We start from the raw sequence: 17,514 nt of genomic DNA on the forward strand, positions 1-17,514 counted from the left end.
GTGGCCGGACCGGAATACGCGCAGCCGCCTCACCCGCTCTGCATGACGCACCGGACCCGGTCGAACCGTCCCTCGGCGAGATCGTCCTCACGGATCAGCCAGTACAAGACACCGACATCACCCCAGGAGAGGCCCGCGTCACCGTCGCTGTCGATCTGCGCGAGCAAGACCCAGCGCAGCGCTTCGTCGGCGAGGTCCGATTCGGACGCGTCGTCGGGCAGCACCGCCGCCGCGACCTCGTCCTCCGGCGGGCCCTGGATCGGCCAGGAGCAGCCGCCGATCTGGTGGTACGGCGCGGCCGACGATTCCCGGAGCCGGTCGAAGAACTCCTCGGACCAGTTCGCCGGGTCGGAGAGCGGAAGCCCGTCTCGGGCGAGCGTGCGGCGCAGCACCTCCTGCTCCGAACCCGGGAAGGTGCCGGCGATTTCCGCGGACACGTCCAGCCGCGGATAGACCTCGACGCCCTCCGGCGCGGCCCGTTCCGCGGTCTCGGCTCCGGCCGGAACGACCACGACCCCGCCGAGCGAGGTGAGATCGACCGGCCCTTCTGCCTCGAACCAGTCGTCGCAGTAGAAGAACAGCAACGAACCCGACGCGGGCAGCTCGATCCCGCCGGGCACCCGGGGCAGCGCCGCGCAGTCGACCGAGGCGACGAAGTTCATCGGCAGCTCGCCGCGCCAGACCGGCCATTCCACGTCCGCGGGCAGCGCGGGATTGCCGCCGAGGCAGCCGACGCGCACGCCGTTCCCGCCGGTGTTCAGCCGCGCCGCGGGCCGGAACACGGTTTCCCACGCCTCGGCGACGTCCGGCGGAAGGTTGTCCCGCGCCAGCTTGGCGAGCGGGTCGATCCAAGAGGTCATGAGAAGATCTTGACAGCAGGCGCCGACAGAAACGGCCGCGTGGCCGACGCGCGGGTGATCCGGCTACGGTGGGGACTCGTGAACATCGCCGACACGTACACCGGACACGTCGAACCGGGCGGCGACGCCGCCCGCCGGACGCTGGACGGCCTCACCATCACCAAGCTCTCCGTTGGCCCGATGGACAACAACGCGTACCTGCTCGTGTGCCGCGAGGAGAACGAAGCGCTGCTGATCGACGCGGCCAACGACCCGGAACGCATCTCGGACCTGATCGGCCACGGGCCCGACCGTCCCGCGCTGCGCACCGTCGTGACGACCCACCAGCACGCCGACCACTGGCAGGCGCTGGGCGCGGTGGCCGGAGCGAACGGCGCGAACACCGCGGCGCACCCGCTGGACGCGGAACCGCTGCCGATCCCCCCGGACTTCCTGGTCGAGCACGGAGACACCCTGAAGGTCGGCGCGGTGACGCTGGAGGTGATCCACCTGCGCGGCCACACGCCCGGGTCGATCGCGCTCCTGTACCGGGACCCGAACGGACGCCCGCACTTGTTCACCGGGGATTCGCTGTTCCCGGGCGGGGTCGGGAAGACCTCGTCGCCGGAGGACTTCACGTCGCTGCTGGACGACGTGGAGAAGCGGATCTTCGACGAACTGCCGGACGACACGTGGTTCTACCCGGGGCACGGCGACGATTCGACGCTGGGCGAGCAGCGTCCGCACCTGAAGGAGTGGCGCGAACGCGGCTGGTGACCTAGCCGGGTTCGGAAACGGGGCTGTCTCCCAGAGGCGGCCCCGTTCGCAGTCGTCCTGACCGAGTCACCGCCGGCGGCGGAACAACCCCCGGCGTTTCGGCGGGCCCAGCACATCCGCGATCCCGCGCAGGAAAGCGTCCTCGTCCACCGGCATGTCCTCCTGCCGAGGCACGTACCCGCTCGCCAGCCACTCCCCCAGCAGTGCCGTCCGCCCGTCGCCCCCTCCGTCGTTCGCCAGGGTGAAGAACCGGCAGACGGACGAGCCGGCGGGGAGCACGATCGCGGCGAAATACGACTCGGCGGGTCCGATCGCTCCGGCGAAGGTGACCGACAACAGGTGGTGCCCGTCGATTTCCGTCAGCCGGCCGTGCGGGACGTCCAGCGGGCGGCGCTGCTCGGCCGGCAGGTAGGCGCCGATGTCCGCCCAGCCTTTCGCCAGGAATTCGTTGGGATTCTGGTTTCCCTCCTGCATCGAGGAAAGCAGGAGGGCGCCGTAGTCCAGGGCGGCCGTTCCCAGCATCCGGGTCACGAAAACGAAATTGTGCGGATCGGGCGGCACCGACGGGTCGTCGACCAGCGGGCCTTCCGTCGCGTCGGCGGCGACCTCGGCGGACGGGCGGAACCGGATCTCGTCGCCCTGCTGAACCGTCAGCTGGGTCATTTCCCCGGCACGCCACAGGTAAACGTGCGGCGACAGCTCGCGCGGGCCTTCGACGAACAGTTCGGCCGCACGTTCGGCAATCCCGGTGAGCGTGCCGTACGAACCCTCTGCCTGCGGGAAGAACAGCAAATGATGGTCGGTGGGAATGGCGCACACCAAGCCGCCGGGCGGCACCTCTTTTCCGGTCAGTTTCCGGTACAGCTGATCGAAAACGAGCACCTGGCTGGCAATGGACCCGGATTCCCCGGAAAGCAGATGGAAGGCGCCGCCGTCGGCGATGTGCACGATTTCGTGCCGTTCGACCGGCAACGCGGCCAGATTCCGTTCCGCCTGCTCCAGCGGGGTGCCGGGGGCATCGTCGAGCGAGCGGGTCAGGGACTCGCCGTCCACCTCCGCGCCCGCCGGCACCTCGAACGTCAGCACGGCATACAGGCCGGGCGCGAATTCCGGCGTCGTGGCGTCGCCGGGGGCCAGGAATTCCGCCGGGACGAGCCGGAGGGTCAACTCGCCGTGCGCCGCTGTCATCCGCCCTGCTTTCCGTGCGATTCGTCCCGGTCGACCGGGATGCTACGGAAGATCCCCGGCTTCGGGAGGGGAATTTCGCCGACGTCGCCCGCGAAGTATTGCCCGGAGAGGCGATACCCGGTACGACACCTCGAGGTCAACTTCGGAGCGGGGAGACGGCATGACAAGTCAGGTGTGGTCGCGGCGGACGCTGCTCGGCGGCGCGGCGCTCTTCGTGGCCGGCTGCGCGGCGAACCAGGGCGCCCGGGCGGCCGCCGCCCCGCTGCCGGGCGCGCGGGTGATGATCATCCGGCACGGCGAGAAACCGGCCGGTTCGGGCGGACCGCAGGGCATCGACGCGAACGGCAACGCCGACTCGCATTCGCTGACCGTCCGGGGCTGGACCCGGGCGGGCGCGCTCGTCGAGCTGTTCGCCCCGTCGACCGGCGCGCTGCGCGACGGGCTGGCCCGGCCGACAGCCGTCTACGCCGCGGGCGGAAACGGCGGCGAGGGCACCCGGCCGCGCGAAACCGTCACGCCGCTGGCCGAACGGCTCGGCAAAAGCCTCGTCACGACCTACGCCGAGGGCAGCGAATCCCAGCTCGCCGCCGAGGTTTCGCGCCGCGCCGAGCCGACGCTGATCAGCTGGCAGCACGAGGAAATCCCGGCGCTGGCCGCCGCGTTCGGCGCGACCGCGCCGAAAAAGTGGCCGGACGACCGGTTCGACGTCGTCTGGGTGCTGACCCCGGTCGGGTCCGGCTGGGCACTCGCTCAAGTGCCGCAGCTGCTCCTGGCCGGGGACACCGCCGAGCCGATCACGTGACCGCCGACGTCACTGCCTCTCGTAAGGAATCTTCTCCCCCGCCTCCACCGCGAACGGCAGGTGATTCCCCTCCGGCGGCAACGGGCAGGTAGCGAAGTCCGTGAACGCGCACGGCAGATTCACCGCCCGGTTGAAGTCCAGCGTCACGGTCCCGTCCTCAGCAGCCTCCGCGACCGGCAGGGAACGGTTGGCCGCATAAGTGGTCACGCCGCTGGTCGCGTCAGTGAAGAGAATGCTGTACCCGCCGGTCTTGCCATTGAACGCAGTCAGCGTGTGCTCGACTCCGTCGCGTTCGAAGACGACCCGGCCCGGCGCCGTGTAGACATGCGACAGTCCTTCCACGACCGCACCCACCGTCGTCGGCCGCGGTTCGTCGAACGGCTCGAACCGGCCGGTCAGGACCCACGCCGGGTCGGGTTCGTACGCGGGAACCCCGTGGAAGTCGTGCAGCACCGGGGCTTTCGGGTCGTGCACGCGGATCAAGTAGCCCGACCGGCGCGCGATCTCGATCTCCACCGCACCAGCCGTGACCCGGGTGCCCGCGCCGCTGTTCACCAGCTCGAAGCGGTGGACGTCGGTCAGCAAAGTGCCTTCGTGCCGCAACTCCCCGCCGTCCGGATCGACATACGCGGCTTCGGCGTCCTGCCACCAGCGGCCGGGCAGACCGGGGTAGGTGCGGGGCTCGTTCTCGAGCCAGTCGAGCGACACCAGCGCCAGCCAGCCGTACGGATCGGCCAGCGTCTTTTCCCGCTCCGCCTTCCAGTCCTGCCACGCCTGCGCGAACTCCACTGCCATGTCCGGGCCCCTTCCGTCCGTGTGCAGGGCACAACACCGTCCCCGGCATGGCATTCCGGCTCCCAGCCCGTGGGAACGATAAGGTCGCCGGGTGGCGGAGCAGACGGAAGAAGCGGTGGAGATCTACACCGACGGCGCGTGCAGCGGCAACCCCGGCCCGGGCGGCTGGGGCGCGCTGCTGCGGTACGGCAAGCACGAGCGCGAGCTGTACGGCGCCGAGGACACCGTCACCACCAACAACCGCATGGAGCTGATGGCCCCGATCCGCGCGCTGGAGAGCCTCACCCGCGCGTCCGTGGTGCGGATCTACACCGACAGCACGTACGTCCGCAACGGCATCCTCCAGTGGATGCCGCGCTGGAAGAAGAACGGCTGGCAGACGCAGGCGAAGCAGCCGGTCAAGAACGCCGACCTCTGGCAGCGCCTCGACACCGCCTGCCGGCAGCACGAGGTCGAATGGCTGTGGGTCAAGGGCCACGCCGGGCTGCCGGAGAACGAGCGCGCGGACAAGCTCGCGGTCAAGGGATCGCAGGAAGCCGCCGCGGCCGGGGTGCGCCGGGCTCGCGGCTGAGCCGTGCGGAGCGGATCCCGGACTTGGCCTTACTGGTTCGAAGAGGTTCCGCGAACCGAGACCGCCGTGCGGCTTCACCAGACAGCGACGGCGCATCCGGAGTTTGTCCTCTGGCGAACGTCGTCGACAGCGTCCTCGCCTGCGAGGGTGAGCCCGCCTGGCCGGGCTGACCTCGATGCACGACTGGTCGTCGGGGCTCGTCCGGTCCCGGCCGAGCCGCCGATCGCGGCCGTGGTCGTGCGCTCGCCTTCGTCGGGCGAGGGGTTCCGGCGGGGGCTTGTCGAGCTTTGGTCCCTGACCGGCCACGACGACCGGATTCGCCGGTCCGGCGAAGTTGCCGTGCCGCTCTTCTCGCAGTTCATGATGGAGAAGTTCAGCGTCGAACCCCGTCCGACAAAAAAATTCGTCTTGACAATTCAAATGATCGGTTGGCAAGCTCGGCAGCACCAAGAACGCCGAGAGGACCGGCTATGCCGAAGTTCCCGACCGTCGCCGAGTACGTCGCCGCTCAGCCCGAAGCGCTCCGCGACGTCTACGCCACCCTCCTGCCCGTCCTCGACGACGCGATGCCCGCCCCGGCCGTGCTGTACCACGGCGCGCCCACCTGGAAAGCAGGCAAGAACCCGGTCTGCCTCGCGAAGGCCTACAGCTCGTACGTGACCCTCGCGTTCTGGCGCGGCCAGCTGTTCGACGGCGACCTCGAACCCAGCGCCCGCGAGATGGCGCACGTGAAGCTGCGCAGTGCCGAAGACGTGGACGCCAAGCAGATCACCGCCTGGGTGCGGCAGGCGCTCGCGTTGGAGACAGAATCAGCGGCGTGACGAATCCCTGCCCGTGCGGGCTGCCCGAGCCCTACGCCGACTGCTGCGGCCGGTTCCACCGCGGCGAACAGAACGCCCCGACGGCCGAGCGGCTGATGCGGTCCCGCTACTGCGCGTTCGCCGTCGGCGAGCCCGAATACCTGCTCGACACCTGGCATCCGGACACCCGCCCGAAGCGGCTGCGCCTCGATCCCGCCCAGGAGTGGACCCGGCTGGAGATCCTCGGCCGGACCGGCGGCTCGCTGCTGCAGAACGAGGGCACCGTCGAGTTCCGCGCGCACTACCGCTACCAGGGCCGCGACGACGCCCAGCACGAGAACAGCCGGTTCGTCCGCGAGGGCGGGCGCTGGTACTACGCCGGCGAGGAACTCTAGGGGAAAATCGGGCGAAAAGACCCCGCCGAGGTCTGTTCCCGGACGCTCCGGGCGGCTACCATCACCGGCAATCGTTAAGGAACTTTACTAACAATCGCCGCCGCCAGGAGCCCGAGGAGGACCGCTCGTGACCCCACGCCGGCCAAGAATGCCCGGACGGCTGTTAGCAGTCGCCGCCCTGACCGCCGCGCTGATCCCCGGCGTCGCCGGGGCCGCTTCGGCCGGGCCGGAGCCCGGTCAGGCCGCGATCCCCGGCTATCTGATCCAGTCCTCGGCCAAGGTGCCCGACGACGCCTCGGTGTCGAAGCCCGGCTTCGACGCGAAGGGCTGGTACCCGGTCGGCTCGCAGTCGACGGTCTACGCCGGGCTGCTCGCCAACGGCCGCTACTCCGACCCGTTCTACTCCACGAACATGAAGAACGTGCCCGCCGCGGACTTCAAGGTCCCGTGGTGGTACCGCGCCGACATCAAGGTCGCCGACCCCTCGCAGCGCACCTACCTCGACGTCAGCGGCGTGCTGTCGAAGGCCGACGTCTGGGTCAACGGCACGCGCGTCGCGACCAAGGACGAGGTCAACGGCCCCTACACCCGCCACGACCTCGACGTGACCAAGCAGGTGCACGAGGGCGTCAACAGCGTCGCGTTCAAGGTCTACCCGAACGACCCGAACAACGACCTTTCGATGGGCTGGATCGACTGGGCGCAGACCCCGCCGGACCAGAACATGGGGCTCGCCCGCGAGATCGTCGTCCGGCACAGCGGGCCGGTCGCGCTCCGCGGCGCGCACGTCGTCACGAAGCTGAACGTGCCCGCGCTCGACCACGCCGGCCTCACCGCGAAGGCCGACGTCCGCAACGACTCCGACGCGCCGGTCCGGGCCACGGTGTCCGGCACCGTCGCGGGCAAAGCGGTGAGCCAGGACGTTTCCCTTGCCGCGCACGAGAAGAAGACCGTCTCGTTCCCGGTGATCGGCGTCGACAAGCCGCAGGTCTGGTGGCCGGCCGGCATGGGCGGCCAGCCGATGCAGCAGCTGGACCTGACCGCGACCGTCGGCGGGACCACTTCCGACGCGAGCCACTCCAGCTTCGGCATCCGCGACGTCAAGGCCCCGCTCAACTCCAGCGGCGGACGGCAGTACCTCGTCAACGGCAAGCCGCTGATGATCAAGGGCGGCGGCTGGTCCCCCGACCTGCTGCTGCGCTGGGACGCGGGCCGGGCGGCGGACAAGCTCGCCTACGTCAAGAACCTCGGCCTCAACACGGTGCGCCTCGAAGGCCACATCGAACCCGACGCGTTCTTCGACCTCGCGGACCGGATGGGCGTGCTGACCATGCCCGGCTGGGAATGCTGCGACAAGTGGGAAGGCCAGGTCAACGGCGACGAGAAGGGCGAGCCGTGGACCGAGGCGGACTACCCGGTCGCCAAGGCGTCGATGACCGCCGAGGCCGAGCGGCTGCGCGACCACCCGAGCGTGCTGTCCTTCCACATCGGCAGCGACTTCGCGCCCGACGCGCGGATCGAAAAGGGCTACCTCGACGCGCTGTCGGCGGCGGACTGGCCCGCGGCGGTGATCTCCGCGGCCTCGGCCAAGGCGTCGCCGAAGCTCGGCCCGTCCGGGATGAAGATGAACGGCCCGTACGACTACGTCCCGCCGAACTACTGGTACGACAAGGCGCACAAGGACGCGGGCGGCGCGTGGAACTTCAACTCCGAGACCAGCGCCGGGCCGGACATCCCGACGATGGACACGCTCAAGCGGATGATGACGCCCGCCGAACTGGAGACGCTCTGGAAGAACCCGGCCGCGCCGCAGTACCACCGCTCCGAGTCGGAGACCTTCGCCGACCTGAAGATCTTCGGCGACGCGCTGGCCGGCCGCTACGGCAAGCCGGCGAGCCTGGACGATTTCGTCCGCAAGGCGCAGCTGGCGCAATACGAGAACGTCCGCGCGGAGTTCGAATCGCACTCCCGCAACTTCACCGACGCGAAGGACCCGTCGACCGGGCTCATCTACTGGATGCTCAACAGCGGCTGGACGTCGCTGCACTGGCAGCTGTTCGACGCATACCTCGACCAGAACGGCTCCTACTTCGGGGCCAAGAAGGCAAACGAGCCGCTGCACATCCAGTACTCGTACGACACCAAGTCGGCTGAGGTGGTCAACTCCACCACGAAGAAGGCGTCCGGCCTGACCGCCACCGTCGAGCTGTTCAACACCGACGGCACGAAGAAGTTCTCGAAGACCAAGACGGACCTGTCGGTCAACGGCGGCGGCGCGCACGCGAAGGCGCTCGACATCGGTTCGGTCAGCGGGCTTTCCTCGACCTACCTGGCGAAGCTGGTGCTCACCGATTCGGCGGGCAAGGAGGTCAGCCGCAACGTGTACTGGCTGTCCACGAAGGACGACAAGCTGAACTGGAGCAAGTCGAGCTGGTACTACACGCCGACGTCGTCCTACGCGGACCTGTCCGGGCTCTCGAAGCTGGGCGCGGCGAAGGTGGGCGCCACGGCGACCTCCGCACCGGGTCCGGACGGCACCACCGTCACCACGGTGAAGCTCACCAACACCTCGTCGGGCAAGACCCCGGCGTTCATGGTGGACACCCACGTGGTCGACAGCGCGGGCGCGCCGGTGCTCCCGGTGACCTGGTCGGACAACCAGGTCAGCCTGTGGCCGGGCGAATCGGTGACGCTCACCGCCACCTACCGCACGGCCGACCTGCACGGTTCGGCCCCGTCGGTGCGGGTCGCGGGCTGGAACACCGGCACGCAGACCGTCCACGGCTAAGTGCCTCGTGAGCGGCAATGCCGGTTTTAACCGGCGTTGCCGCTCACGAGTCCCACAACCGCCGCTGCTCCGCGTCCGGATCGGACACGGTGGTGCTGACGTCGTCGAAAACCCGCGTCACGCGGTCCTCGGGCGTATACCGTTCCCAGCCCGGATCGCCGGTCGCCACGAACCGGACCCAGGTTTCGAACATCTCTTTCGCCATCGCCCGCAGCCGTTCCGGATCGGGGCGGGCGATGGCGAACAGGAAGCGCCAGTTGGGGTTGCCGACGTCGTCGAACACGAACGGCAGGTCCACCCCGTGCGCCGCGCCGAGGCCCCGCCCGCGCGGCGCGATCCGCCAGTCCAGCCGGTACATCCAGGCCGTCCCGCCCGCCGCGTGCTGGGTTTCGGCCAGCCGGATCGCCGGCAGCCACCAGTCCCCCGCCGTGCGGACGCGGTTCGCCAGCTGGTCCTCCGGCCAGCCCGGCAGCAGCTCCCGGTACGCCTCGGTCATTCGGGCGATGTCGTCCGGTGCGAGCATCGTCGAACCGCTGCCGAGCAGTTTCGCGCCGCCCGTTTGCAGCCAGGAGAACAGATCCTGCTCGTCGGCGGTCGTGCCGGCGAGGACGCGGACCTCGCGCGCCGCGCCGTCCGCAATCGCCGCGCCGGGCCGCCGCGGCAGGAGATCTCCGTCGACCACCACGCGATAAGGCACGAGAGTGCCGAGCTGAGCCGTAACCCGTTGCTGCGCGGTCAAAATCTCCGTGACCGGCGCCGCGCGCAGATCTGCGTCGCCCAGTTCGGCCAGCACCGCCTCGCCGACGGATTCCGCCTCCCCCGGGGTGTGCACGACGGACCCGACCCCGGTGCCACTCTGCACGATCGCCTGGCCGAACAGCCCGCGCGCGGCCGGGACCGCCAGCAACGTCCCCACCGTGCGGCCGCCGTTGGACTGTCCGGCGAGCGTGACGCGCCGCGGGTCGCCGCCGAACGCGGCCACGTTGTCGCGGACCCATTCCAGCGCCAGCACTTGGTCCCGCAGCGAGAGATTCCCGTCGGAAACCCCGGGCAGCCGGAGCATGCCGAGCACGCCTAGCCGGTATGCGACGGTCACGACGACCACACCGCGGCGGGCGTACGCGGACGCGTCGAACTGGTGCGGCGCGCCCATCACTCCGCCCCCGCCGTGGATCCACACCAGCACCGGGTACGAGCCGGGCGCTTCCGGCGCGTAGACGTTGACGTACAGGCAGTCCTCGTCGCCGACGAAGCGTTTCCCGGTCACGTCCGGCTGGGGAGCTTTGGCCGCGAACTCCGTCGCGTCGCGCACCCCGGACCAGGACGCCACCGGCACCGGCGCCCGGAACCGCAGTTCCCCCACCGGCGGTTCCGCGAACGGCACCCCCAGGAAAACCTCGGCTCCGTCCCGCACCTCGCCGCGGACGGCACCGGCCCGCGTCTCCACCGTCGTCACGAACCGCAGCCTACTGTGCCAATAGTTGCCGACCCGACCACAGCCACGGCCGAATGGCTTTCGTGGCAACGGTTACGTTCCGTGCAGGGGTCGGCCTGCTTTTGGCCGGATCGGCAACGCAGGCCCCCGCGCGTGCTCCGGGGCCGCAGGTGATGATTGTGCCGTGGAAATCGCAGCGGAATTGGTGGCGCTCGTCCTGACGGTCCTCCTGGTGACCGTCGTCGCGCGCCGGATGGACTGGTCGGCGCCGCTGTGCCTGGTCGCGGTCGGCGTCGGGGTGTCGTTCGTCCCCGGGGTGCCGCAGTACGAACTGGACCCGGAGATCGTCCTCATCGGACTGCTGCCGCCGTTGCTGTACTCGGCGTCGATCCAGACGTCGCTCGTCGCGTTCCGCAAGCTGCGCGGGCCGATCGCGCTGCTGTCGGTCGGGCTGGTGGTGTTCACCGCGTTCGGCGTCGGGCTGGTCGCCTGGCTGGTCGTGCCGGGATTGCCGCTGGCCGCCGGGATCGCGCTGGGCGCGGTCGTCGCGCCGCCGGACGCGGTGGCGGCGAGCGTCGTCGCACGGCGGGTCGGGATGCCGCGCAAACTCGTCCGGCTGCTGGAGGGCGAAAGCCTCTTCAACGACGCCGCCGCACTCGTCGCGCTGCGGACCGCGATCGCGGCGATCGCCGGCGCGGTCAGCCTGTGGCAGGTCGGTCTCGACTTCCTTCTCGCGGCCGCGGGCGGGATCGTCGTGGGCTTCCTCGTCGGGCTGATCGTGACCTACGTGCGCGCGAAGCTGGAGGACACGCTCACCGACACCGCGCTGTCGTTCGCGGTCCCCTTCGCGGCGTACCTGCTCGCGGAAGCGGTGCACGGATCCGGCGTGCTGGCCGTGGTCGTCACCGGGCTCATCCAGGGACACCAGACGCCGCGGATCCAGTCCGGGCCGTCGCGGCTGGCCAGCAGGCTGAACTGGGAGACCGTCCAGTTCCTCTTGGAGAACATGGTCTTCCTGCTGATCGGCCTGCAGGTCCGGGGAATCCTGCACGAGGTCGGCAAGAGCGGGCTGTCGCTGTGGCAGCTCGTCGGGATCTGCGCCGCGGTGCTCGCCGCGACGATCCTCACGCGGATGCTGTGGATGGTCGGGATCGGCGTGGTGAAACGCCTCCTGAACACCCTGGGCCTGGAACGCGGCAAGGTGTGGCCGTGGCGCTACTCGGCGGTGATCGCGTGGGCCGGGATGCGCGGCGTGGTCACGCTCGCCGCGGCCTTCGTGCTGCCCGCGGACACTCCGCAGCGCGCGGTGCTGGTGCTGGCCGCGGTTGTCGTCGTGGCCGGGACGCTCGTGGTGCAGGGCATGACGCTGCCGCCGCTGATCCGGCGGTTGCGGCTGCCGCGGCCGGATCCCGCGGAGGACGCGCTGCAGGAAGCCGCCGTGCTGCACGACATGACCCGCGCCGCGCTCGCGAAGCTGGACGAATTGCGGCGTCCGGAAGACCCGCCCGAGGTGATCGACCGGCTGCGCGACCGGTTGCAAGGCCGGTCGGACGCGGCGTGGGAACAGCTCGGCCGGCAGAGCACGCTCGCCGAAACCCCCAGCGACGCCTACCGTCGGCTACGCGTCCAGCTCTTGGAAGCCGAACGCGAAGTGTTCCTGAAGGCACGCGACCGGGGCACCGCCGACGACGCGGTGCTGCGGCGCGTGCTGGCCCGGCTCGACATCGAAGAATCCATGCTCGACCGCGACGAGGAGGAACCCCCGGTGGCCGAACGAGAACTCAGCACCCCCGCCGCCACGGCCGGGTCCTGCAAGCACCTCAGCCACGAATGGCCGGAGAAGGAGCCCAGCTCCCGGGACTCCTGCGCCGAATGCGTCGAGGCCGGGATGACCTGGGTGCACCTGCGCAAGTGCCTCAAGTGCGGGCACGTCGCCTGCTGCGATTCGTCGCCGGGCAAGCACGCCTCGCAGCACTTCCACGAAACCCTGCACCCGGTGATGCGCAGCTTCGAGCCGGGCGAGACGTGGCGATGGTGCTTCGTGGACAAGCAACTCGGTTGAGCCGACCGGTTAGGGTCGGGGCATGAGCACGCCCGAACAGGAAGTCGAGTACCGCCAGCACCGCTTCAGCCCGCCCGCGGGCGCCACCGAGATTTTCCTGGTGCGCCACGGGGAATCGATGCCGCAACGGCTCAGCGAGCCGTTCGACCTCGTCGACGGACAGGCCGACCCGGACCTCGCGCCGGAAGGCCGCGACCACGCCGTGCGCGTCGGCGAACGGCTGGCGTCCGAACGCATCGACGCGCTGTACGTGACCACGTTGCGGCGCACCGCGCAGACCGCGGCGCCACTGGCGGAAAAGCTCGGCCTCACCCCGTCCGTCGAGCCGGACCTGCGCGAAATCCACCTCGGCGAATGGGAAAACGGGCTGTTCCGCAAGCACACCGCGGAGGGGCATCCGCTGGCGCGGAAGCTGTGGGAAGAGCAGCGGTGGGACGTCCTGCCCGGCGCGGAGTCCGACGAAGCGTTCGGCCTGCGGATCCGGTCCGCCCTCACCCGCATCGCCGCGGCGCACCCGGATCAGCGCGTCGCGGTGTTCACCCACGGCGGCGTGATCGGCGAGGCGTTCGCGCAGGCGAGCCGCGCGCTGGAGCGGTTCGCCTTCCTGGGCGCGGACAACGGATCGATCTCGCACCTCGTCGTGCACGGCGACAACTGGCTGATCCGCGGCTTCAACGACCGCTCTCACCTGGCTGCGCCGCTCGGCTAGGCCGGCTCGTCGCGGCGGAGCAACCCCGCCGCGACGAGTTCCACCGTCACCAGCACCGCGATCGCCTCCGCGGCCAGCAACCCGATCAGCACCAGCACCTGGGTCGTCCCGGCCTGAAGCGGGCTCGCCCCGCCCAGCAGGACGCCGACGTACGCGCCCGGCAACGTCACCAGGCCGACCGTCCGCGTCTGGTCGAGCGCCGGGATCAACGCGTGCCCCGCCGACGGACGGCAGATCTCCAACGCGGCGTGCCTCGGCAGAAACCCCAGCGCGAGCGCGGCTTCGTACTCGCCGTGGCGTTGCTTGAGTTCGTCGAGCGCGCGGCGGGCGGCTTGCGAGGTCGCGGTCATCGAACCGCCGATCACGATCCCCGCGACCGGCACGATCGAAATCGGCTTCGCCGGGACCACCCCGGAACCCAGCACGAGCGCCAGCACCGGGAGCACGCCGGACGCCAGCGCCAGCGCGACCCACCCGATCCGCTTCGGCACCCCGATCCGGCTGGCGGACGTCGCGGCGGCGATGGAGAACATCGCGAGCACGAACAGGCCGGTCAGCCAGCCCGACCGCAGGATGACCGTGATGACCAGGGAGACGAGCGCGAGCTGCGCGACGGCGCGGACCGCGGCGACGAGCACCGCCCGCCCCTGCCCGAGCTGGCCGAACCGGACGACGGCCGCGCCCGCGAGCGTCAGCACCGCGAGCACGGCGATCAGCGCGGGCCCGAATCCGATCGCACCGTTCACGGGGATGATCCTGCCGCAGACCGGGATGCGGCGCGGTGAGCCCGGGGTGGCTCCCGCTCCCTCGCAGGTCCGTGAAGGGCTCCTTGAGGGAATCTGATTCCTTCAAGGAGCCCTTCACGGACTTCTGCCTCGCGGACCGAGCCGGTCGGAGAGCCTCGTCGGCAGCGGGTCAGGCGCTGCAGCTGAGCTGCCGTCCCTCCCCCGCCACCGACTTCTCGGCGACCACGTGCCCGTCGACCCGGATCCGGCACAGCAGCGCGCCGGTGCTCTGCGCGACCAGGCTGCTGAACACCGGCTGTTCGGCGGGGGCCTTCCGCTGCACCGTCACCGACCAGGGCAGCCGCACCTCGGCCTGCTGTTCGAGGTCGCCGCCGGTCGCGACGTAGGTGAGGTTGTGCGCGACGTCGCCGCCGGTCAGCTCGTAGACGACCGTGCGGGTCACCTCGTGCACGGTCACCGGTTCGACGGTCACCGACGGCCCGGAGGGCACCGCCGCGGCCGGGGCGGGCCGGTCCGGGGTCGCTTTCGGCATGACGTACCACGCGACGGTGACCGCGACGGCGACGACGCCGGCCACCGCGCTTCCGAGCGGCCGCAGCCTGCCCGATTCCCCCCGGGCCGCCGTGGGCCGGGTCGCGCCAGGAACACCCATGGAGAGGTCTTCTCTTCTCGAGCGCACTTCCCGCGAGTGCGACGTCTGGTTCTTCGCCAGACCGTTACACGGCGTTAGCCAACCCGAGAAAATTCGCTCCAGTTCACCCTGATGGGGGTAGGAGACGTGCGCTCGCGAGCACGATCACCACGCACGATGCCGATAACGCTGGCGCGTCCCCCGATTGACGCTGGGTGATCAGTCGACGAGCCCGGCCTCGGACAGCATCCGCAGCACGCGCTGCCCGGCGGGCGGACAGGAGGCGGCGTCCGCGGCGCGCAGCCACGCGGCCTCGGCGATCTCGGCCGACGGCTCCGGTTCGCCGGTGTGGTCGGCGGTGTAGCAGGTCATCCGGACGCGGCGCCCGTCGGCGAATCCGTCGGCCTGCTCGTCGAGCAGCGCGAAGAACCGGAAGCTCAGCGGGTCGAGCGCGACGCCCAGTTCCTCGCGGATCTCCCGGCACAGTCCCTCGACGTCGCCCTCGCCGGGTTCGCGCTTGCCGCCGGGGAGATAGAACTTTTCTTTGCCCGTGGTGCGCACGGACAACAGCCGCCGGTCCCGCACGTGGACCCAGGCCAAGGCATCGATCGGGCTCATGCGCGCATTCTGTCGTACCCGCGAGGCATGATCGCGGGGTGTACTCGGAAAGCCCGCCGCCCGCCGCGCTGCGCCGCCTCGTGCGGTGCCGCTGGGAGTCGGCCGAGCCCGGCCCGAAGCGGATCGTCCCGGACGGCTGCGTCGACCTCGTCGCGGGCGCCGGTCAGGTCTTCGTGGCCGGACCGGACACGACGGCGTGGACGTCGGAGTTCCCGCCCGGCACCCGGTTGCGCGGCCTGCGCTTCCGGCCGGGCGCGGCGGCCGCGCTGCTCGGCGTGGGCGCGGACGAACTGCGCGACAGCCGCGTCCCGCTGCCGGACCTGTGGAACCGCCGCGGCGCGGCCCTCGCCGACGAAATCCTCAGCGGCCGCGACCTCGCCGAGTCGGTGGCCGACGTCGTGCCGGACCCGGCGGCCGTGGATCCGGTGGTGGAACGGATGCTGTCGCGACTCGCCGCGGAAGCTGCCCGCGACGCCGGAATGCCGGGCCGCAGCAGAGGAGAAGCACCCGCCGCGCCGCACCCGCGACCTGCCCCGGACCACTCGCTTGCCGGGCATCCAGCAGGCCGAAGCGAACGGCAGGCGCGCCGGCTCTTCACCCTCGCCGTCGGCTACGGACCGGCCACCTACCGGCGAATCCTGCGCCTCCAGCGAGCCATCGCACTGGCGCCCACTACCGCGAACCTCGCCGACCTGGCCGTCGCCGCCGGGTACGCCGATCAGCCGCACCTCACCCGCGAATGCCGGGCCCTCACCGGCCTCACCCCGGGCGGCTACTTCGGCAGGGGACTCACTCCGCCGCCGAATCCTGGTGCCGCGCAAGGAAATGCGCCGTCTCCGCGGTAGCCGGATACAACGCGCGATAGTGCGCGTAGAACTCGTCGTACCGGTCCGCCCGGGCCGGATCCGGCTCGATCACCTCGGCGACCGGGTTCCACGCCTCGATGTCCGGCTCCAGCCCGACCGCCACCGCGGCCAGGTACGCGTCCCCGAAACACGCCCCGACAGTTTCCGTCGGAAGATGCTGCGGCGTCCGGGTCACGTCGCTGACGATCCCCGTCCACACCCGCCCCTGCGTGCCGCCGCCGACCGCGACCAGCCGGCGCGCGGGGGCGCCCATCGCGGCAAGGTTGTGCCGCACCCCGTACGCCGTCCCTTCCAACGCCGCGCGGTACAGCTCCGCCCGGCCGTGCGAAGTGGTCAGCCCGGCGATCATCCCGCGTGCCAGCGGATCCGGCACCGGCGTCCGCTCGCCCGCGAAGTACGGCAGCATCAGCAGGCCGCGGCTTCCGGCCGGAACCTGACCGGCCGAAGCGACCAGTTCGGCGAAGTCGCCGTCGAACAGTTCCCGCAGCCAGTCGGTGATCGCGCCGGACGTCGCCATTCCCGCGGCGAGCGAGTAGCTGCCCGGGCGCACCCCGCGCGTCGCCCACAGCCCGGGCACCGGCCGGGCCTCGGCGACAGACTGGACGAGGAACATCGTGGTGCCGTACATGACCATCGTGTCGCCGCGGTCGCGCACGCCCGCGCTGGCCGCCTCGGCCCACGCGTCGATCGTGCCGCAGGTGACCGGCAATCCGGCCGGCAGCCCGGTCTCGGCGGCCGCCCGCGCGGTGACCGTGCCGACGACCTCGGTCGGCCAGGCGAGCCGCGGCAGGTCGATCCCGGGCGCGACGAGCGCGGCCCAGTCCTCCGCCCACCCGCCCGCGCGCAGGTCGTACATCGGGTCGCACTGGCTGGCCGAATGGTGGTCGAGCACGTACTCGCCGGTCAGCCGCCGCACGAGGTACGAACTCGCCATCAAGAACTGCCTCGCCCGCGCGGCGACCTCCGGCTCGTGCCGGTACAGCCACCGCCATTTCGGCCCGACCGCCTGGCTCGACAGGGCGCTCCCGCAGCGCTCCACAATGGACTCTTCGCCGAGTTCGGCGGTCAGCTCGGCGATTTCCGCGCCGGCCCGCGTGTCGACCCCGTAGAGGATCGCCGGGCGCAGCGGGCGGCCGTCGCCGTCGGCGGGCAGCAGCACCGGGCCGATGCCGCTCACCGCCAGCCCGGCCGGTTCGTGCCCCTCGGCCAGCAATTCGCGCACCAGCTCCGCGAACGCGGCCCACCACACCGTTTCGGCGTCGTGCTCGAACCAGCCGGGGCGCGGCCGGGAGGTGCTGTGCGGGCGGGCGGCGCGCGCCAGTACAGTGCCGTCCGCACCCACGAGGACGCCTTTCGCGCTGGACGTGCCGATGTCGATGCCGAGCAACGGGCCCGGTCGCATCACAGCACCCCCGGCAAGCGGACGGTAAACGATTACCGGGACGGTATTCTGCGGTCACCGGGGTGTCAAGGAAGCCAGGACGAGGAGGCG

17 protein-coding genes are annotated in these 17,514 nt (G+C 70.9%); 9 read left to right on the forward strand and 8 right to left on the reverse strand.

Annotated features, from left to right (window positions below; translation table 11 throughout):
• Nucleotides 1-29 precede the first annotated feature (29 nt).
• Nucleotides 30-860, reverse strand: a complete 831-nt coding sequence (locus CU254_RS22635; RefSeq protein ID WP_009079668.1) for a YwqG family protein — start codon at nucleotides 858-860, stop codon at nucleotides 30-32.
• 78 nt (nucleotides 861-938) lie between these two features.
• Here CU254_RS22635 and CU254_RS22640 point away from each other — a divergent pair, with 78 nt between their 5' ends.
• Nucleotides 939-1,616: an MBL fold metallo-hydrolase gene (locus tag CU254_RS22640; protein ID WP_037717723.1), complete on the forward strand. Its 678-nt coding sequence runs from the start codon at nucleotides 939-941 to the stop codon at nucleotides 1,614-1,616.
• Nucleotides 1,617-1,682: 66 nt separating this feature from the next.
• On the opposite strand, the gene CU254_RS22645 is transcribed toward CU254_RS22640, so the two are convergent.
• Entirely contained in the window at nucleotides 1,683-2,804 is a 1,122-nt protein-coding gene (locus tag CU254_RS22645; protein WP_009079671.1) for a hypothetical protein, read from the reverse strand.
• 160 nt (nucleotides 2,805-2,964) lie between these two features.
• Between CU254_RS22645 and CU254_RS22650 the strand changes: the two genes are divergently transcribed.
• The gene (locus CU254_RS22650) at nucleotides 2,965-3,606 is read left to right on the forward strand and encodes a hypothetical protein (protein ID WP_009079673.1); all 642 of its coding nucleotides are present in this window, start codon (nucleotides 2,965-2,967) and stop codon (nucleotides 3,604-3,606) included.
• A 9-nt stretch (nucleotides 3,607-3,615) separates the two neighbouring features.
• Here CU254_RS22650 and CU254_RS22655 read toward each other — a convergent pair whose 3' ends face one another.
• Nucleotides 3,616-4,401 (reverse strand): DUF1684 domain-containing protein, encoded by a 786-nt coding sequence (locus CU254_RS22655; protein WP_037714509.1) that lies wholly within the window; start codon nucleotides 4,399-4,401, stop codon nucleotides 3,616-3,618.
• A gap of 91 nt (nucleotides 4,402-4,492) precedes the next feature.
• Between CU254_RS22655 and rnhA the strand changes: the two genes are divergently transcribed.
• From rnhA to CU254_RS22675, 4 genes are all read left to right on the forward strand, one after another.
• Nucleotides 4,493-4,972 (forward strand): ribonuclease HI, encoded by a 480-nt coding sequence (gene rnhA / locus CU254_RS22660; RefSeq protein WP_009079675.1) that lies wholly within the window; start codon nucleotides 4,493-4,495, stop codon nucleotides 4,970-4,972.
• Nucleotides 4,973-5,442: 470 nt separating this feature from the next.
• Nucleotides 5,443-5,793, forward strand: a complete 351-nt coding sequence (locus CU254_RS22665) for a DUF1801 domain-containing protein (protein WP_009079677.1) — start codon at nucleotides 5,443-5,445, stop codon at nucleotides 5,791-5,793.
• Nucleotides 5,790-6,167, forward strand: coding sequence for a YchJ family protein (locus CU254_RS22670; RefSeq protein WP_037714512.1), 378 nt, complete (start codon nucleotides 5,790-5,792; stop codon nucleotides 6,165-6,167). Before CU254_RS22665 ends, CU254_RS22670 begins: the two co-directional genes overlap by 4 nt.
• 148 nt (nucleotides 6,168-6,315) lie before the next feature.
• Nucleotides 6,316-8,955, forward strand: a complete 2,640-nt coding sequence (locus CU254_RS22675) for an exo-beta-D-glucosaminidase (protein WP_050788253.1) — start codon at nucleotides 6,316-6,318, stop codon at nucleotides 8,953-8,955.
• Nucleotides 8,956-8,998: 43 nt separating this feature from the next.
• On the opposite strand, the gene CU254_RS22680 is transcribed toward CU254_RS22675, so the two are convergent.
• Nucleotides 8,999-10,411: a carboxylesterase/lipase family protein gene (locus CU254_RS22680; RefSeq protein ID WP_009079683.1), complete on the reverse strand. Its 1,413-nt coding sequence runs from the start codon at nucleotides 10,409-10,411 to the stop codon at nucleotides 8,999-9,001.
• A 163-nt stretch (nucleotides 10,412-10,574) separates the two neighbouring features.
• On the opposite strand from CU254_RS22680, the gene CU254_RS22685 reads away from it, so the two are divergent.
• Both CU254_RS22685 and CU254_RS22690 read left to right on the forward strand, forming a co-directional pair.
• Nucleotides 10,575-12,452: a Na+/H+ antiporter gene (locus tag CU254_RS22685; protein ID WP_009079685.1), complete on the forward strand. Its 1,878-nt coding sequence runs from the start codon at nucleotides 10,575-10,577 to the stop codon at nucleotides 12,450-12,452.
• 22 nt (nucleotides 12,453-12,474) lie between these two features.
• A complete protein-coding gene (locus tag CU254_RS22690) occupies nucleotides 12,475-13,161 on the forward strand; it encodes a histidine phosphatase family protein (protein WP_009079687.1) in 687 nt (228 codons plus the stop codon).
• Here CU254_RS22690 and CU254_RS22695 read toward each other — a convergent pair.
• The 3 genes from CU254_RS22695 to CU254_RS22705 all read right to left on the reverse strand — a co-directional run bounded on the left by CU254_RS22695 (nucleotide 13,158) and on the right by CU254_RS22705 (nucleotide 15,156).
• On the reverse strand, nucleotides 13,158-13,907 hold the full coding sequence (locus CU254_RS22695) for an ABC transporter permease (RefSeq protein ID WP_009079689.1): 750 nt from the start codon (nucleotides 13,905-13,907) through the stop codon (nucleotides 13,158-13,160). The genes CU254_RS22690 and CU254_RS22695 overlap by 4 nt on opposite strands.
• Before the next feature lie 169 nt (nucleotides 13,908-14,076).
• The gene (locus CU254_RS22700; protein WP_037714514.1) at nucleotides 14,077-14,559 is read right to left on the reverse strand and encodes an MmpS family transport accessory protein; all 483 of its coding nucleotides are present in this window, start codon (nucleotides 14,557-14,559) and stop codon (nucleotides 14,077-14,079) included.
• Between the two features lie 198 nt (nucleotides 14,560-14,757).
• Nucleotides 14,758-15,156, reverse strand: a complete 399-nt coding sequence (locus CU254_RS22705) for an NUDIX domain-containing protein (RefSeq protein WP_009079692.1) — start codon at nucleotides 15,154-15,156, stop codon at nucleotides 14,758-14,760.
• 38 nt (nucleotides 15,157-15,194) lie between these two features.
• On the opposite strand from CU254_RS22705, the gene CU254_RS22710 reads away from it, so the two are divergent.
• Complete coding sequence (locus tag CU254_RS22710; protein ID WP_009079694.1) at nucleotides 15,195-16,001, forward strand: helix-turn-helix domain-containing protein; 807 nt, start codon at nucleotides 15,195-15,197, stop codon at nucleotides 15,999-16,001.
• Here the strand turns inward: CU254_RS22710 and CU254_RS22715 are convergent.
• On the reverse strand, nucleotides 15,946-17,424 hold the full coding sequence (locus CU254_RS22715; protein WP_037714517.1) for an FGGY-family carbohydrate kinase: 1,479 nt from the start codon (nucleotides 17,422-17,424) through the stop codon (nucleotides 15,946-15,948). The two genes, CU254_RS22710 and CU254_RS22715, sit on opposite strands and share 56 nt — an antisense overlap.
• Between the last annotated feature and the right edge of the window lie 90 nt (nucleotides 17,425-17,514).

This window comes from Amycolatopsis sp. AA4 (genome assembly GCF_002796545.1).
In the GTDB taxonomy this organism is placed as follows: domain Bacteria; phylum Actinomycetota; class Actinomycetes; order Mycobacteriales; family Pseudonocardiaceae; genus Amycolatopsis.

Bases quoted from the DNA above. Each gene is read 5' to 3' on its own strand.
- CU254_RS22705 (WP_009079692.1), bottom strand. From the start codon at position 15,156: ATGAGCCCGATCGATGCCTTGGCCTGGGTCCACGTGCGGGACCGGCGG.
- CU254_RS22650 (WP_009079673.1), top strand. From the start codon at position 2,965: ATGACAAGTCAGGTGTGGTCGCGGCGGACGCTGCTCGGCGGCGCGGCG.
- CU254_RS22645 (WP_009079671.1), bottom strand. From the start codon at position 2,804: ATGACAGCGGCGCACGGCGAGTTGACCCTCCGGCTCGTCCCGGCGGAA.
- CU254_RS22715 (WP_037714517.1), bottom strand. From the start codon at position 17,424: ATGCGACCGGGCCCGTTGCTCGGCATCGACATCGGCACGTCCAGCGCG.
- CU254_RS22665 (WP_009079677.1), top strand. From the start codon at position 5,443: ATGCCGAAGTTCCCGACCGTCGCCGAGTACGTCGCCGCTCAGCCCGAA.
- CU254_RS22675 (WP_050788253.1), top strand. From the start codon at position 6,316: ATGCCCGGACGGCTGTTAGCAGTCGCCGCCCTGACCGCCGCGCTGATC.
- CU254_RS22700 (WP_037714514.1), bottom strand. From the start codon at position 14,559: ATGGGTGTTCCTGGCGCGACCCGGCCCACGGCGGCCCGGGGGGAATCG.
- CU254_RS22655 (WP_037714509.1), bottom strand. From the start codon at position 4,401: ATGGCAGTGGAGTTCGCGCAGGCGTGGCAGGACTGGAAGGCGGAGCGG.
- CU254_RS22635 (WP_009079668.1), bottom strand. From the start codon at position 860: ATGACCTCTTGGATCGACCCGCTCGCCAAGCTGGCGCGGGACAACCTT.
- CU254_RS22690 (WP_009079687.1), top strand. From the start codon at position 12,475: ATGAGCACGCCCGAACAGGAAGTCGAGTACCGCCAGCACCGCTTCAGC.